Genomic DNA, 15,443 nt, shown 5'->3' with positions numbered 1-15,443 from the left:
GTCGCGCAAGCTTGACAAATTCATCGCTGCCCGCAGTGCTTCCGGTTTCAGCTACGCTATACCGGCAGCGTCGGGCAATCGCTGAAAAGGGTTGTTTCGTTTGCGGGTTAAGGCGGGGAAAATCAAAGACGCAGCCGCGTGCCCACGGATTCATGTTCCGGCACGGCCTGCAACAACTGCGAGGCGTGGCACACCACCACGCCGGCCGCGCCGGCCTGCAGCGCCGCGAAGGATTCGTCCAATTTGGGGATCATGCCTTTGGAGATCACGCCGCCGGCCTTGAGCTGTTGATAGCGTGCCGGGGTCAGGAGGGGGATCACGTCGTCGTCGCTCGCGGAAGCGAGCACGCCCTTTTTGTCGAAGCAATAGATCAGCGTGGTGTCATAGCGGCCTGACAATGCGCTGGTGAGCGCGGCCGCCAGCGTGTCGGCGTTGGTGTTGAGCATCTGGCCGCGGCCGTCGTGGGTGAGCGGCGCGAACACCGGTACCAACCCGGCCTCGAGGAAAGACTGCACCACGGCCGTGTCCACTCGTTCAATATCACCGACATAACCAAAATTAATGCGGGGATGCTGGCGCTTCCGGGCGCGCACCACATCGGCATCCGCACCGGTCAAGCCCAGCGCGCTGCAGCCGCGGCTTTGCAGGCCGCTGACCAGCGTTTTGTTGATCAACCCGCCATACACCATCGTCACGACTCTCAGCGTTTCCGCGTCGGTGATGCGGCGGCCTTCGATCATTTGCGTCTCGATGCCGAGCGCAGCCGCCAGATCGGTGGCGAGCTTGCCGCCGCCGTGCACCAGCATCTTTTTGCCGGTGAGCGCGCTGAAATCATCGAGGAAAGCCGCCAATGCCGCGGGCGCATCGATGACGTTGCCGCCGATCTTGACGATGAGCAGTTTGTCCATTCACACCTCCTGCAACGCGGCAGTGAAATGCTCGAGAAACTGTTGCGCGTGCGCGCGCGTGAGCGTCAGCGGCGGCAGCAGCCGGATGACGTTGGGATCATGCGCCGAGCCGGTGAAAACATGATGCTCGAACAAGAGTCGCTGGCGCAGGGCAGCGCTGGGAAAATCCAGCTCGAGGCCGATCATCAAGCCGCGGCCGCGCACTTCGCGCACCCCGTTTGCAATCCGCCGCAGATTCTCCAGCAAGTAGTCGCCCACCACGCGGCTGTTGTCGATCAGATTCTCCGCGGCCATGACTTCGAGCACGGCCACCGCCGCCGCGCAGGCAAGGTGATTGCCGCCGAAGGTTGTTCCCAGCAAACCGTGCGTGGCTTGGAATTGGGGATGGATCAACACGCCCGCCACCGGAAAGCCGTTGCCCATGCCTTTGGCAATGGTGATCAAATCCGGCTGCATGCCGGCGAATTGATGCGCAAAGAATTTTCCCGTGCGGCCATAGCCGGATTGAATCTCATCCAGGATCAGCACGGCGCCGGCACGCCGGCAGAGCGCCTGCACTTCCTGCAAAAACTCCGCGCCGGGCAGGCGGATGCCGCCAATGCCCTGTATGCCTTCGATGATCACCGCGCAAATATCCGCGCGCTGAAAAATCCGCTGCAGGGCCGCCGTGTCGTTCAGCGGCGCGAAAATCACTTCGTGGCTCTCATTCAACGGCGCGCGGATTTTGGCATTGTCGGTGACCGCCACGGCCGCGGAAGTGCGGCCGTGAAACGAATGTTCGAAGGCCACCACCGCCTTGCGGCCGGTGTGAAAGGAAGCCAGCTTGAGCGCATTTTCATTGGCTTCCGCGCCGGAGTTGCAGAGAAACAAGTGATAATCAGGATAACCGCTCAGCTCGCCCAGGCGCAGCGCCAGCTCCTGCTGCAGGGGAATTTGCACCGAGTTGGAATAGAAGCCCAGACGATTGAGCTGGTCGGTCAGCCGGCTGACATAGCGGGGATGGCTGTGCCCGATCGAGATCACGGCATGGCCGCCGTAGAAGTCGAGATATTGCACGCCGTTTTTATCCCACAACAGCACGTCACGGCCTTGTACCGGTTCGACTTCATAAAGCGGGTAAACTTCGAAGAGTTGCATGTGCGAGTTTCCCTCGGGAGTTGAGCTTGACATTTGGTAAGGTAAAACTCACTTCATATCTAGCGTGTCATGCTGCAAGCAACTTTTTAATGCCTTAGTAGTCAAATTTGTGCAAAAAGAACAAAGGTTTTTTCAAGGAGTGCCATTCTGATCTGTGTTTATACGGGTTTCGTAACACTTTTTCAAATCTCCAACTTTTGAGATTCTTGCCAAAAGAATTCACGCAAAGACGCAGCGCCGCAAAGGCCCGCAAAGGTTTTTCAATCATTTGTTCTCTTCATGAAAGTCTGAAGTCAAGATTTTCTTTGCGTATCTTTGCGTCTTTGCGTGCGCTGTTGTTTTTCTTTTTTGGTTGCGGCTCGTCCTCGCGTTGTGCATGTAGCACATGCCATTGTGAATTTTGCGGTCCGGGGCTTGCTAAATAAAAGGTCCCTCCGTGATGACACGATTGGTGGAGAAAACCACCAACTTTACTTCGTCAATAAGGGGCCGCCGTCGCACGCCACGCCGCGCTCAATACGCGACCGCCTTCAAGCGCAAGCCCAGCGTTTCCTCCCAACCAAACATCAGATTCATATTCTGCACCGCCTGGCCGGCAGCGCCTTTCACCAAATTGTCGATCACGCTGGTGAGGAACAGCTTGCCGCCGTGCTTTTCCAAATAGAGCACGCACTTGTTGGTGTTCACCACTTGCTTGAGATCGGGCGCTTTGCGGCTGAGAGGCACGAACGGATGCGTGGCATAATAGCCGGCATACAGGTCATGCACTTGCGCCAGCGGCAGTTCGCAATCCAGATAGATTGCGCTGAGAATGCCGCGGGTGAAACTGCCGCGAAACGGCAGAAAATTGATCTGCGCCTCCCAGATCGGCTGGAGAAATTTCAGGCTTTGGTAGATTTCAGCGAGATGCTGATGCTGAAACGGCTTGTAGACCTGCACGTTGTTGTTGCGCCAACTGAAATGGCTGGTCTCGCTGAGCGCCTGGCCCGCGCCGGTCGAGCCGGTGATGGCGCTGACATGCACTTCTCCATGCAGCAAGCCGTGTTGCGCCAGCGGCAACAAGGCCAGTTGAATGCCGGTGGCGAAGCAGCCGGGATTGGCGACACGCCGGGCGCGAGCAATGGCCGCGCGCTGCAGCTCGGGCAGGCCGTAGACAAAACCGTGATCCGGCGTGTGCGCCAGGCGGTGATCCTGGCCGAAGTCGATGATCTTGATCTCTGCCGGCAATTGCTGCTCGTGCAAGTAGCGCGCGGACTCGCCGTGCCCCAGGCACAAAAACAACAGATCCAGATCGTTCTCCATTTCGGCGGAAAATTGCAGCGCGGTTTCGCCGAGCAGATCGTTGTGCACCTCGGCCACCGGCTTGCCGGCGTGATGGCGGCTGTGGGCGCAGCGCAATTCCACCGCGGGATGTTGCAGCAAAATGCGCAAGAGTTCACCGCCGGCATAGCCGCTCGCGCCGGCGATGCCAACTTTAACCTTAACCATTCTTGCGATTTACCTTGTAGTAAGTGGTGTAGGGATTGGCCAGCATCTTGGCGAAGCCGCGGGCATCTTCGCCCGTCCAGAAATGATGCGCTTCGTTGTACACCGAGAATTCCGGCGAGAGCAGATCGTGCGGCGAGCTGATGCCGAGAATCTGAAAACGGTACGGCGCCAGAGACACCGACACCGTGCCGGTGACGTTGTGCTGCGAGTCCGCCAGAAAGCTCTCGATGTTGCGCATCACCGGATCGAGGAAATGGCCTTCATGCAGCATGGTGCCGTACCAATCGGCCAACTGATCTTTCCAGTAGAGTTGCCACTTGGTCAACACGTGCTTTTCCAGGGCATGATGCGCCTTGATGATCACCAGCGGCGCGGCGGCCTCGAAACCCAGGCGATCCTTGATGCCGATGGTCGAATCGTCCACATGAATGTCGCGGCCGATGGCATACGGCCCGGCGATCTTCTCGAGCTGCTGGATGGCCAGCACGGGGTCTTCAAACATGCGGTCATTGATGCCGGCCAGCTCGCCCCGGCGGAAATGCAATTCGCTCGTTTGCGGTTCGGGATTGCTGAAGCGCGTGGGAAAAGCCTCCTCGGGCAGCCATTCGGAGGAGGTGTACATCTCCGGCCCGCTGATGGTGGTGCCCCACAAGCCCTTGTTGACCGAGTACTGCAGCTTGGTCCAGTCGAAATCGAGCTGGTGTTTCTTCAAATACTCGATCTCGGCGTTGCGGGAAACATGCTGATCACGGATAGGCGCCAGAATCGTGGCCTCGGGCAGGAGCGTGCTGAACGCGATGTCGAAGCGCACTTGATCGTTGTCCAGGCCGGTGCTGCCGTGCGCAATACTGCCGGCTTTGAGGGCGCGGGCATATTGCGCCAGGGCGGTGGCCTGAAATCCGCGCTCGGCGCTGGCGGAGAGCGGATAGGTATTGTTCTTCAGCACGTTGCCGAAGATGAGATACTTGATGCATTTCTGATAGTAGTTCTCGGTTTCATCCAGCACGACGTGATTCTTCACGCCCAGCCGCTGGGCCATGCTTGCGATCTCCGCCAGCTCCGCGGCGGTGAAGCCGCCGGTGTTGACCACCACGGAATGCACTTCCAGGCCGAGTTCAGCCGACAAATACTTGGCGCAATAACAGGTGTCCAAGCCGCCGCTGAACGCGAGCACCACCACGCGATTTTCCCGCTTTTTGATGGTGACCAAACGGCTGTCCTGCGGATCGAACAACAGGCCGGTGCACAAGCAATGCTTGCGGTTGTTGCGGCTGAGAATGTCGTAGTTGCGGCAGGTTTGGCAGCCGTCCCAAAACTCGGCGTCGGTGGTCAATTCGGAGAACGGCACCGGCTTGAAGCCCAGCTCGGTGTTCATCTTCATCACCGCGTGGCTGGTGGTGATGGAGAAGATTTTGGCGTTGGGGTAGCGTTTGCGGGACAATTCGAAGATGGCGTGTTTGATGCGCTTGCCCAGGCCCGAGTTGCGGAATTCCGGATCGACGATCAAACCGGAGTTGGCGACGTACTTGCTGTGCGTCCAGGTTTCGATGTAGCTGAAGCCGATCAGCTTGCCGCTGGTGTGAAAGGCGAGCACGGCCTTGCCCTCGCGCAGCTTTTGCGCCAGGTATTCCGGCGGCCGCTTGGCAATGCCGATGCCGCGCGCCCGCGCACTCTCTTCCAGCATGCGGCTGATTTGTGCAGCATAGGGCAAATGCACCTCGCTGGCAACTTCCAGGTGAAAAGGCTCCTCGAGTTCGGGAGATTCGTTGGTCATCACGGCAGTTTTTCCTCGGACACGGACAGGTTCTTGCGAAAGCGCCAGCCGCGCGCACCGGCGGGAACAGCGTCAAGCCGGCGTTTGCCAGGTCTGGCAGACAAAATTGCCGTAATATAGAACCCCCAACATGATATGCAAGAAATCTTCTTCGTCCGCAGGTTTCCAAGATTGACCGTAATTGGCAGGAACGAAAGGAATGAAAGGAATTCTTGATGAAAAGGGACTCTCGCGGGCGCAGGCAAGCACTCAACCTCGCGCTCCTGGCTGGCGTGTGGGGCGTTATTCTGAGCTGTACCCTGCCCACGACGGAGGATCCGTCGCCGGCGGTGATCGAAGGCCGGATCATCGAGCGCGGCACCGACGAGCCCGTCAGCAGTGCGTTGATCGAAGCGCTGGGCTATCTCGCGAGCGCTTTCACCGATGCCAACGGCAGATTTTCCCTCACCATCGAGCTGCCCGATACCACTTCCCGGCTGGTGACGTTGGTGATCTCACGCGAAGGCTTCCAGACCGATTCCCTCGCTGCATTGCTGATCAAAAACGACAAAGTCCTCTCCCTGGGCAGCCATCAGCTCAGTCGCGAACGGGCGACCAGCTCCGGCCCGGCATCGAACGTGGTCTTGGTTGAAGTGGAAACCAGCACGATCTACGTGAAGGGCTCAGGCGGGAACGAAACGTCCGATTTGACTTTCGAGGTGAGAGACGCCAGCGGCACGCCGGTGGATCTCAAACATCGCGTCACGCTGAATTTCACCATCAAAGGCGGGCCGGGTGGCACCGAATTTCTCAGCCCCACTTCCGCGGAGACCGACAGCCTGGGCCGCGCCGTCACCACCATCAACAGCGGCACGATCGCGGGCGCGCTGCAGATCGTCGCCGCGGTTGCCGGCCTCACCATTTCCTCTGCCCCCATTCCGATTGCGATTCACGGCGGTTTGCCGGATCTGACGCATTTCTCGGTGGTTCCCAACCGCCTCAATTTTGCCGGCTACAACATCTACGGCCTCACCAACATGGTGACCGCCTTCGTCGGCGACAAGTACTCCAATCCCGTGCCGCCGGGCACCAGCGTGCAATTTCGAACGAGCGGCGGCATCATCGGCGGCTCGGCCGTGACGGATGCCCTGGGCCGCGCCACGGTGACTCTGCTCTCCGCCAGCCCGCAACCGCAAGGCATTGCCGGCGCGATTTTCCCCTTCAGCGAACGCGGCTTCGCGCGCATTGACGCGCAAACGGTGGATGCCAACGACCAGCAGATTTCCACTTCCACGGTGGTGTTGTTTTCCGGCCGCACCCAGGTCGATCTCACGCCCCGCACGTTCAGCCTGCCGCCGCAAGGCGTCCAGCTTTTCAATTACACCGTGAGCGACCAGAATCTCAATCCGCTGGTGGCGGGCACTTCGATCAAGGTCGGCACCGACAATGGCAAGGTGGCCGGCATTACCGATTTCACGCTGGAAGATACGCAATCGCGCGCCTACACCAACTTCTCGTTCGTGCTCACCAACTCCCAGCCGGACAGCTTCAAAGTGAAACCGGCCACCGTCACCATTGAAGTCACCAGCCAGAACGGCAACGTGAAGCTCTATACCACCGGCCAGATGCTGCCGATCGTGCAATGAGGCTCAGAACAATCCGGTAATGGTGCCGTGCTCGTCGACGTCCATGTTCATCGCGGCGGGCACCTGCGGCAGGCCGGGCATGAGCATCATGTCGCCGCAGATCATCACCAAAAAGCCGGCGCCGGCGGAAAGCTGGGCATCCGTGACCGTCAGCGTCCAGCCGCGCGGCACGCCCAGCGCGCGCGGATTGTCGGAGAGCGAGGCCTGAGTCTTGGCCATGCAAATGGGCAATCCGCCATAGCCGTGCGACTCGAACGTTTCGATTTTCTTCTGCGCTTTCTTCTCGAAGTACACGCCCTCCGCGCCGTAAATCTCCATCGCGATCTTGCGCACCTTTTCCGTCACCGGCTGGTTGAGGTCGTAGAGAAACCGCGGCTTGGGATTTTGATAGCCATCCGCCTTCGCCACCACCCGTTCCGCCAGCGCGATCACGCCTTCGCCGCCTTTGAGAAAGGCCTCGTGGGTCGCGCATTCGGTTTCCAGGCGCTGGCAGAGTTCGAGAATCGCGTTGATTTCCGCCGGCGTGTCGAAGGGGAATTTGTTGATCGCGACGATAACCGGCACGCCGAACTTGCGCATGTTGCGCACGTGCACTTCGAGATTGGCCAGACCCTGCCGAAACGCGGCGGGGTTCTCCTTGCTCAATTCTTCCGCTTTGTCGGGCACGCCGCCGTGCAATTTCATCGCGCGGCAGGTGGCGACAATGACCACGGCGGAAGGCCACAAATCCGATTGCCGGCAAACGATGTCGAAAAACTTCTCGCCGCCCAGGTCCGCGCCAAAGCCGCATTCCGTCACCACATAATCCGCCAGTTTGAGCGCGATGCGGTCGGCGATCACGCTGTTGGTGCCGTGCGCGATGTTGGCAAACGGCCCGGCGTGCACCAGCGCCGGGGTATGCTCGATGGTCTGCACCAGATTGGGCATGATGGCATCATTGAGGATCACGGCCATGGCCTTTTCCGCCTGCAGCTCGCGGGCGCGCACCATGTCGCCCTTGAGGTTGTAGCCCACCACGATCTCACCCAAACGCTTTTTCAAATCCGTGCGCGAGGCGGCGAGCGCGAGAATCGCCATCACCTCCGAGGCCGCGGTGATGACAAAGCCGGATTCACGCGGAATGCCGTTGACGCGGCCGCCCAATCCCACCACGATGTGCCGCAGCGCACGATCGTTCATGTCCATCGTGCGGTTCCACAGGATGTTGGTGACATCGATGCGCAGGTCATTGCCCTTGTGCAAGTGGTTGTCCAGCATCGCCGCCAGCAGATTGTGCGCCGCGGTGACGGCATGAATGTCGCCGTTGAAATGCAGGTTGATCAGCTCCATGGGAATCACCTGCGAATAACCGCCGCCGGTGGCTCCGCCTTTGATGCCGAACACCGGTCCCAGCGATGGCTCGCGCAGCGCAATGATGCCCTTCTTGCCGATGCGCGCGAGCGCCTGCCCCAAGCCAACGGTGGTGAGGGTTTTGCCCTCACCGTGACTGGTGGGCGTCATCGCGGTCACCAGAATCAGCTTGCCATTGGGCCGGCCGGAAAACTTGTCGAGGGTTTCGAGGCGAATCTTGCCGGTGTACTTGCCATAGAAATCAAAATCATCGTCGGAAATGCCGAGTTGATCCATGATATTGCGAATGGGATTCAACGTGGCACGCTGTGCGATCTCAATGTTTGAAAGCATGATTTTTTCCTCGCAGGCTGCACAAAGGAGCCGCCCCACCGTGAAGTCAAATACCTCGCCGTGGGGCGGCCGTGGCTGGTGTCTGTCCGCAATCACAAATTTTTGAGAAGATGTTCCTGCAACGGCGCGGCCGTTGCAAGCAAAAGCCTCAGAGTTTCCACGACACTCGAGATTTCAAATACCGCGGTTCAGCCGAGGTTGGAACATTTACGGACAGACGCTGGGATAATTCATCGCGTAGATAGGATAACGCCGGCACGGCGGCCGGAAATCCGGAGAAGACCGGGCGCTCAATCCTGCGCCGGCTCCGGCTCGGAAACATGATATTGCCGCAGCAAATCTGCAAAGTCGGCACGGCTGCCCTCCTGGGCGCGCTGCGCCAGATTCTGCAGGCGCTGCTCATACGTCGGGGACTGCTTTTGATAAATCACCCCCAGGGAAATCTTGCCCAGCTCATTGCTCACCTGCCAGGCCTGATCGAGCGAGCCGGCATCATAATCCTCAGGCAGGTCGACCGCCAACTCGCGAATGATGTCGAATTGATCCCGGCCGACGAAGGTGACGCACGGGCTGAGCAACTGCACGAACGCAAAGCCCGGATGCTGGATGCCGCGCACGATGAGATCGATGCATTGCTTGACATTCGCGGAGAAGCCGCGGGCAATGAACGTGGCGTCGTAACTCAACGCCAGCTTGATGGGATTGACCGCCTCTTCGATGATGCCGTAGGGCATGGATTTGGTTTCCTGATCGCCGCCGGTAGTCGGCGAGGATTGCCCCTTGGTCATGCCGTAGATGCCGTTGTCCATCATGATGTAGGTGAGGTCGACGTTGCGCCGCGCGATGTGCGGCAAATGCCCGCCGCCGATGCTGAGGCCGTCGCCGTCGCCCGCCACCGCGATCACCGTGGTTTCGGGCCGCGCCAGCTTGACGCCCTGCGCCACCGGCAGCGCGCGACCGTGAATGCTGTTGAAGCCGTAGGTCTTGACGTATCCCGGCAGCCGGCTGGAACAGCCGATGCCGGAGACCACCGCCACTTCCTCAAACGGCAGTTGCAGCCGCGCCAACGCTTGATAGACCGCGTTCAATACACCGAAATCGCCGCATCCCGGACACCAGACCGGCTTTACATCGCTGCGATAGTCTGTTGCAGTGTGGTTTCCCATAGGGCATCGACCTCTTTTATGGCATCCAAAATTTCCTGCACCGTGAATAACGCCGCACCCAGACGCTTGTAAACGCGCGTGCTGTGCGGCAGCGTGAGTTGACTCTTCAAATAGCTGTGGAACTGGCCGTCCGCCATTTCCACGATCAGCAAACCCTCCAGCGGATCCATGAAGTTTTGCAGTTGCGCCAACGGCAAGGGCGACAGTTGTCGCAAAACCAGCGCGGCAACCTTGCGGCCCTCCTGCTGCAGCCGCGCCACCACTTCCTGCACTGCGCCTTTGGTCGAGCCCCACGCCAGAATGCCGATTTCCGGATCATGATCGCCGCAGCGCCACAACATGCCGGACTCGTGCTGCCGGATGGTTTCGATCTTCTGCGCGCGTTTGCGCGTCATCTTCTCGTCCAACTCGGCGTTGGAAGTGGGACGGCCGGTTTCATCATGCTCGATGCCGGCGGCGGTGTACATGCCGTTCTTGATGCCGGGCGCGGAAATCGGCGACACGCCCGATTCCGTCAATTTGAAACGATGATATCGCTGCAAGTCTTCTTCCGTCGGTGCCGTACGCGTGATGACCTGCGGCTTGAGCGCTGCGAAATCGACCTGGGGAATGACTTCCAGGCGCTGGCCCAGGAATTGATCGGTGAGCAACAGCACGGGCAGTTGATATTTCTCGGCGAGATAGAAGGCGTGCACTGCCACGGCAATGGCGTCCGCGGCATCGGTGGGCGCCAGCACCACGCGCGGCAGATTACCATGTCCGCCGAAAACCGCGTGGTACAAATCCGCTTGCGTGGTTTTGGTGGGAATGCCGGTACTCGGGCCGGCGCGCTGCACGTCCACCACCACCAGCGGCAACTCCGCCATCGCCGCCAAACCGACGGCTTCAGTCATCAATGAGAGGCCGGGACCGGAAGTGGCGGTCATGGCTTTGGCGCCCGCAAAGGAGGCGCCGATCGCCATGGTAACCGCGGCAATCTCGTCTTCGGTTTGAATGAAAACTCGATCAAAGCGCGGCAGCTCGCGCGCCATCCATTCCATGATCTCGCTGGCCGGCGTGATGGGATAGCCGGCGAAAAACTTGACGCCGGCAAACAGGGAACCGATGGCAACCGCTTCATTGCCGGTGAGCACGAGCTTGGCTTCGTGGTTGGTCACGGCCCAGTCATAGCGCGGCCGCGTCGATTCCGCCTGGGCCAGCGCCACGCCGGCCTGAAAAGCCGCCAGGTTGCTCTGCTGCACGGCTTCACTTTTCTTGGCAAAACGCTCGCGAATCGACTCCGCGAAGCCATGCTGCGGCAAATCGAACCAGCCGGCAAGAAATCCCAACGCGACGATGTTCTTCGCCTGGGTCACGCCGGTGATTTGCTTGGCGGAAGCCGTGAAGGGCACGGCCACGAAGCGCGCTTTGGCCGGCACTTTGAGGGTGGCGGGCGGCGCATCTTCGCTGTCGTGCAGGATCACCGCGCGTTCCTTGAGCCTCACCTCGCCGGCAAAACGATGGAAATTGCTCCAGCTCAACACCACCATCGCGTCGAGCGCATCACCCTGCGAGAGCACCGGCGTTTTCTTCAGGCGAATTTGCGCCAGGCTCTCACCGCCACGGATTTGCGGGCCGTAACTCTTGACCATCATGCTGTACAAGCCGTCTTGCGCCGTGGCATGAATGAGGATCTCGCCGGCGCTCACGACACCTTCACCGCCGCTGCCGACGAGTGCCAGTGTCAAGTCTTCTTCGTGCATTCCGTTATACCTCCATCGGTTGATTGTTTTCGTTCCTCGCGGTTTGCCGTTCCGCCATACCAGCCGGAGGCGGGCAGCATATCAAATAGGTTTGACAACAACCATACCATCCTGCCGACAGCGCGGCGGCCGGCAAGAATGGTCAGTTTTTCAATGACTTAGAATGCGGGGTTTTCCCCCCACCCGAAGAATTTTTCCAAAAATGAGAAAAGGATCGGCAGGAATTCTCAAGAATTCTAAAGAAAGGCCGCAGGCCAAAAGGGCTGAGCTGCGCGCGGTTCAGCGGTCAGACTCCGCAAACTCGCGCTCGAATCTCGCTTCGTAGCTGTTGTCGGCCGGAGTCGGCTTGGCTGCCGGTGCTGTCGCCGCGACCGGTCGCACGCGGCGCAAATAGCGCCAGAGAATCCAGCCGCCCACCGGCAGAGCAAGAATCGGCAGAATCCAAACCATCAAATTGAAGCCGGAGGCTTCGGGTGTTGCCAGAATGCGCTCGCCGTAAGTCGCCACGAATCCCGCGATAATCTCCTTTTCCGTGTGGCCCTGCTGCAAAGCCGTGCGAATTTGCGCCTGGATTTGATCGGCGGCTTCGGATTGATGCACATCCGCGGTTTGCGACCAGCAGCACGGCGCCATGAGTTTGCCCGCAATCTGCTTGATTTCCTGGTCTGCTACCACGCGCAGGGAATCACCCGGGCTGGGCGGCTGACTCGCCATGGTCGTAGGTTGCGCCCAGGTTGTCGAGGCCAGCATTCCCAAAAACGCAGCGGTCAAGTATGCCCGACTCATTTTGTTCAACATAGGTACTCCGAAATGGTTACGCGCTTTCCCAAAGGCAAGCCGCGTGCCGCCTGCGCGATTGACACAACCCATTATTATTCTTGCGGGGAAAGGTGCGGTTGGAGGGTCACATTAACTAAAAGTAGAAAAAATGCCATGATGATTTCTCAGATTTCGGAAACCACGGAGGGCATTTTCAGGGTCGATCGCGTGCTGAAACGGAGGCCGTTTTGTTTCAAGTTGGTCTTTGTTCCGCCCTTCTGGCCAGCAGCGCGATGGCGCTCCAGGCCGCCGACCGAAAAGTCATTGCGCCCACACTTTCAGCGGCAATGGACTCGCCCATGAATTTCGCCAGCAGGAGCAGGCCAAGTACGGCGAGGTGGCAAAGGGCAATGACGCCGGCCAGCTTCGGTGCCCACGCGCGATTGCCCCACAAGCCTGCGCCGGCCAACAGAGCAACGGCTCCCATCACGACGTTATAGAGCACCAGCAAGGGGATCACGGTGTAAGCCGGTTGCGAAAATCCCAGCAGCACGCGCGCGCCCGCGATCACAGAAGCCAGGCCAACAGCCACACCGGCGGTTCCGGCCAAGCGTTTCATGGTTTTTGGAGTCATGATCCTTCTGCTTGTGCTGGTTCATTCTCCCAGCGCTCTTTGCAGAAAATAGAAATGCGTTCGACGGCCAGGGCAAGCGGCAGCGGCGACCCCAATGCTCAGCCACCAGCGCCGGCCCGCCGCTACCGCTGCAGCGCCAACTGTGCGGTCACAGCGTTGTTGGTGTAGTCGTAAAACAAGTCATTGGAGGCGTTGCGGATGCGGTCATACCTCAGCCCCAAAGTGAAGCCCGGCCGGCTGAAAGTTTTTTCCAATTGCAGCCCAAAGACCTGCCGGCTGTCATTCCGCTCGGTTGCTGTTTGATTCCCCTCGAGATCATAGGCCGGGCGTGCGGCATAGCCCTTCTCCTGCACGCCGCCAGAGATTTTGAGAACCATTTCTGCCGGCAGCAATTGGGTCAGCAGAACGCTCACTTGCGGACCCTGGTAGCCGTAGTGATCGTCAAACAGCTCATCATCGGAGATCACACCGTCTTCATAAGAAAGATAGCGGCTCTCTTTCTGCAGGTTGCATTGGTATTGTCCGGTCACACTCAAACCGGTGCCGGCAGCCAGGTTCTGGCCCACGCGCGCAATGCCGATGAATTGCGTCGCCTGCGGCTGGGCTTCCGTTGCGTGGCCATTCCCACGGCTGTGACGCCCATGACCGAAAGCCAGTGCCTCCAGACTGGTCGCAGTGTAGATCTTCGAACCAAGATCCGCTTCCAGAATGACGGTGGTTTTCGTCGCCAACGTCGCAGTCAACTGGGCAAAGGCGTAATGCTCGACATAGTTGAATTCCGGCAACTCCGCAAACTTGAAGTAACGCAAACTGTAGCTCAAACGCCCAAGGCAATCGTTGGAGAGATGCTGTTTGAGGTTGGCGTAGATTGCAAGCTGCTGGTGATCATAGAAGGCATAGGCTGTGCGATTGCGGCGCAGGCTGTAGGTCGCGCCGGCGTTCAGCGTGGCGGTTGCGCCCTGGCCCAACAAACGCGAATGCACCAGTCCCACGGAGTGATAATGGAAGGTCCTCTCGTTGTGGTTGTCGAAATAGTTGAGCGAACCCGCGTAGAACCCCTGCGTGCTGATGGTTTCACCCTCCCAATCATGCGCGGCCTGCAGGGTGAATTGTGAGATTTGATCGGAACTGCCCAGATGATTGTTGTTCACGTTGTCATCATACATCGTCAGCATCTGCGCGCCGAAACGAAACTGTGCCGCGGCTTGGGCAAACGACAGCGCCAGCATGAGGGCAATGGTGAACCCTCCCGGGGAGAGCGCGCCGCCGCCGAACACGCACTGCAGTTTCCGCCGAGACTGCCCGGCGTTGGGGTGCTCACTGTGTCTTGGCATTCTGAACAAAAATCTCATTTTCGGCCTCGTCCTTGTCGCTGTCTGCCGTGCCCGCCCTTGTCGCCACCCGCGTTGATGCCGCCGCCTTTGCCATGCTGAAAGCCCAGACCGGCTTCGCGGCCATCGCAAATGCCGTCGCCATCCGCGTCGATGAATTTGTCCGTTACTTTTTTGCGGCCCTTCGCCTGCAGGCTGTCAGCCACGGTCTGGCTGCCCTTCCCTTTTCCATAGCCGGAGAGGCCGGGGCCATGCCGCGCAGAATCAGCGGCCGCCGAGTCGCCGGCGGCGTTTCCACTCAATCGCACTGCCGCCGTATCCGCCAGCAGCCGCGTTTTCTCTGCTGTTGAATCAGGGGAAGCTTGCGACCATGCCGCTGTGCTCAACAGCAGAATGGCCGGCCAAATTTTGAGAATTGCTTTCATAAACCCACCTCGCCCAAACGAAAACCTCCGGAGCCGGCACGAGGCCGGCTCCGGCGATTTTCACTTGCTTCACTAACGGCGGCCGCGGCGTACCAACTTCCCTTTCGGTCCGGTGCCGTCGCACTCACCGGTGCCATTGCCGCTGCCCGGGCCATAACCCGACCCGTCACGCGGCCCGATGCCCTGATTGCCGGTGCCGTCACCGGGGCCGAAGCCCGGGCGTTTGCCGTCACGCATCTTGCCCTTGCCGAATTGATTGCCACTGCCGTCCTTCGGCTTGACATAATCCGGGTCAAGGCCATTGGGAATACCGTCACCGTCTTCATCGAACGGGCCGTATTGGTGCAAGCCAACGCCCTTGCCGAATTCCTGGCCGCGACCCTGCGCTTGCGCGTCCGTGGTCAACAGGCCAAGCAGCACGCCGAGCGCCAGCGCCGCTGCCAAAGAGAGAATGCGTTTCATGGTGATCTCCTGGGTAATGAAGTTTGATGATTTCAAGATGAAGACGTCTTCGCTTTCAGCCCGGGTCCCTTCAAGCTGCGTGCCAAAGCTTCCTCGCCTGCGTGCGGCCTCAGTTTCGGGCAATGAAATCAAGCCCTCGCTGCCTGCGCAGCAACCGGCATGGCTTCCGGCACAGTTTGCGATGATCATGGCCTTCGACAGAATTGTCGTATCTGCTCGGCAGCTTTGTCGAAATCTCGATTTTGCGAAATTCGGTTTGCGCGGCTGCGGTTACCGGAGTCTGCGCTGCCGTTGGCCGAGTTGAAATTT

At 59.5% G+C, this 15,443-nt stretch carries 14 protein-coding genes; 2 read left to right on the top strand and 12 right to left on the bottom strand.

Annotation, left to right across the window (positions count from 1 at the left end):
* Positions 1-122: 122 nt before the first annotated feature.
* The 4 genes from argB to L6R21_25455 all read right to left on the bottom strand — a co-directional run bounded on the left by argB (position 123) and on the right by L6R21_25455 (position 5,307).
* Positions 123-908, bottom strand: coding sequence for an acetylglutamate kinase (argB, locus tag L6R21_25470; protein ID MCK6562563.1), 786 nt, complete (start codon positions 906-908; stop codon positions 123-125).
* On the bottom strand, positions 909-2,045 hold the full coding sequence (locus L6R21_25465) for an aminotransferase class III-fold pyridoxal phosphate-dependent enzyme (protein MCK6562562.1): 1,137 nt from the start codon (positions 2,043-2,045) through the stop codon (positions 909-911). It abuts the gene before it with no gap.
* A 513-nt stretch (positions 2,046-2,558) separates the two neighbouring features.
* On the bottom strand, positions 2,559-3,533 hold the full coding sequence (argC, locus tag L6R21_25460; protein MCK6562561.1) for an N-acetyl-gamma-glutamyl-phosphate reductase: 975 nt from the start codon (positions 3,531-3,533) through the stop codon (positions 2,559-2,561).
* Positions 3,526-5,307 carry a GNAT family N-acetyltransferase gene (locus L6R21_25455; protein ID MCK6562560.1) on the bottom strand — a complete coding sequence of 594 codons (1,782 nt, stop codon included), beginning with the start codon at positions 5,305-5,307 and terminating at the stop codon, positions 3,526-3,528. Before L6R21_25455 ends, argC begins: the two co-directional genes overlap by 8 nt.
* A gap of 215 nt (positions 5,308-5,522) precedes the next feature.
* Here L6R21_25455 and L6R21_25450 point away from each other — a divergent pair, with 215 nt between their 5' ends.
* Positions 5,523-6,932 carry a hypothetical protein gene (locus L6R21_25450; protein MCK6562559.1) on the top strand — a complete coding sequence of 470 codons (1,410 nt, stop codon included), beginning with the start codon at positions 5,523-5,525 and terminating at the stop codon, positions 6,930-6,932.
* A 3-nt stretch (positions 6,933-6,935) separates the two neighbouring features.
* Here L6R21_25450 and L6R21_25445 read toward each other — a convergent pair whose 3' ends face one another.
* The 8 genes from L6R21_25445 to L6R21_25410 all read right to left on the bottom strand — a co-directional run bounded on the left by L6R21_25445 (position 6,936) and on the right by L6R21_25410 (position 15,134).
* Positions 6,936-8,615 (bottom strand): formate--tetrahydrofolate ligase, encoded by a 1,680-nt coding sequence (locus tag L6R21_25445; protein MCK6562558.1) that lies wholly within the window; start codon positions 8,613-8,615, stop codon positions 6,936-6,938.
* A gap of 290 nt (positions 8,616-8,905) precedes the next feature.
* Positions 8,906-9,781 carry a 2-oxoacid:ferredoxin oxidoreductase subunit beta gene (locus L6R21_25440; protein MCK6562557.1) on the bottom strand — a complete coding sequence of 292 codons (876 nt, stop codon included), beginning with the start codon at positions 9,779-9,781 and terminating at the stop codon, positions 8,906-8,908.
* A complete protein-coding gene (locus L6R21_25435; protein ID MCK6562556.1) occupies positions 9,742-11,523 on the bottom strand; it encodes a 2-oxoacid:acceptor oxidoreductase subunit alpha in 1,782 nt (593 codons plus the stop codon). The genes L6R21_25440 and L6R21_25435 overlap by 40 nt, the downstream gene beginning before the upstream one ends.
* Positions 11,524-11,802: 279 nt before the next feature.
* Positions 11,803-12,321, bottom strand: a complete 519-nt coding sequence (locus L6R21_25430) for a cytochrome c-type biogenesis protein CcmH (GenBank protein MCK6562555.1) — start codon at positions 12,319-12,321, stop codon at positions 11,803-11,805.
* Positions 12,322-12,535: 214 nt separating this feature from the next.
* Positions 12,536-12,916, bottom strand: a complete 381-nt coding sequence (locus tag L6R21_25425; GenBank protein ID MCK6562554.1) for a hypothetical protein — start codon at positions 12,914-12,916, stop codon at positions 12,536-12,538.
* Between the two features lie 122 nt (positions 12,917-13,038).
* Positions 13,039-14,250 (bottom strand): hypothetical protein, encoded by a 1,212-nt coding sequence (locus L6R21_25420; GenBank protein MCK6562553.1) that lies wholly within the window; start codon positions 14,248-14,250, stop codon positions 13,039-13,041.
* A 14-nt stretch (positions 14,251-14,264) separates the two neighbouring features.
* Positions 14,265-14,672, bottom strand: coding sequence for a hypothetical protein (locus L6R21_25415; GenBank protein ID MCK6562552.1), 408 nt, complete (start codon positions 14,670-14,672; stop codon positions 14,265-14,267).
* 72 nt (positions 14,673-14,744) lie between these two features.
* Positions 14,745-15,134: a hypothetical protein gene (locus L6R21_25410; protein MCK6562551.1), complete on the bottom strand. Its 390-nt coding sequence runs from the start codon at positions 15,132-15,134 to the stop codon at positions 14,745-14,747.
* Between L6R21_25410 and L6R21_25405 the strand changes: the two genes are divergently transcribed.
* Positions 15,133-15,438, top strand: coding sequence for a hypothetical protein (locus L6R21_25405; protein MCK6562550.1), 306 nt, complete (start codon positions 15,133-15,135; stop codon positions 15,436-15,438). The genes L6R21_25410 and L6R21_25405 overlap by 2 nt on opposite strands.
* Positions 15,439-15,443 lie beyond the last annotated feature (5 nt).

The sequence above is a fragment of the bacterium genome, assembly GCA_023150945.1.
Lineage (GTDB): Bacteria > Zhuqueibacterota > Zhuqueibacteria > Zhuqueibacterales > Zhuqueibacteraceae > Coneutiohabitans.
The sequence above is the reverse complement of the archived record's forward strand: the minus strand, read 5'-3'. Positions and strand labels throughout refer to the sequence as shown.

Coding starts and splice junctions, on each gene's coding strand:
- L6R21_25455 (MCK6562560.1), bottom strand. CDS start 5,307: ATGACCAACGAATCTCCCGAACTCGAGGAGCCTTTTCACCTGGAAGTT.
- L6R21_25430 (MCK6562555.1), bottom strand. CDS start 12,321: ATGTTGAACAAAATGAGTCGGGCATACTTGACCGCTGCGTTTTTGGGA.
- L6R21_25415 (MCK6562552.1), bottom strand. CDS start 14,672: ATGAAAGCAATTCTCAAAATTTGGCCGGCCATTCTGCTGTTGAGCACA.
- L6R21_25465 (MCK6562562.1), bottom strand. CDS start 2,045: ATGCAACTCTTCGAAGTTTACCCGCTTTATGAAGTCGAACCGGTACAA.
- argB (MCK6562563.1), bottom strand. CDS start 908: ATGGACAAACTGCTCATCGTCAAGATCGGCGGCAACGTCATCGATGCG.
- L6R21_25435 (MCK6562556.1), bottom strand. CDS start 11,523: ATGCACGAAGAAGACTTGACACTGGCACTCGTCGGCAGCGGCGGTGAA.
- L6R21_25420 (MCK6562553.1), bottom strand. CDS start 14,250: ATGCCAAGACACAGTGAGCACCCCAACGCCGGGCAGTCTCGGCGGAAA.
- L6R21_25445 (MCK6562558.1), bottom strand. CDS start 8,615: ATGCTTTCAAACATTGAGATCGCACAGCGTGCCACGTTGAATCCCATT.
- L6R21_25450 (MCK6562559.1), top strand. CDS start 5,523: ATGAAAAGGGACTCTCGCGGGCGCAGGCAAGCACTCAACCTCGCGCTC.
- L6R21_25405 (MCK6562550.1), top strand. CDS start 15,133: ATGGTGATCTCCTGGGTAATGAAGTTTGATGATTTCAAGATGAAGACG.
- L6R21_25440 (MCK6562557.1), bottom strand. CDS start 9,781: ATGGGAAACCACACTGCAACAGACTATCGCAGCGATGTAAAGCCGGTC.
- L6R21_25425 (MCK6562554.1), bottom strand. CDS start 12,916: ATGACTCCAAAAACCATGAAACGCTTGGCCGGAACCGCCGGTGTGGCT.
- L6R21_25410 (MCK6562551.1), bottom strand. CDS start 15,134: ATGAAACGCATTCTCTCTTTGGCAGCGGCGCTGGCGCTCGGCGTGCTG.
- argC (MCK6562561.1), bottom strand. CDS start 3,533: ATGGTTAAGGTTAAAGTTGGCATCGCCGGCGCGAGCGGCTATGCCGGC.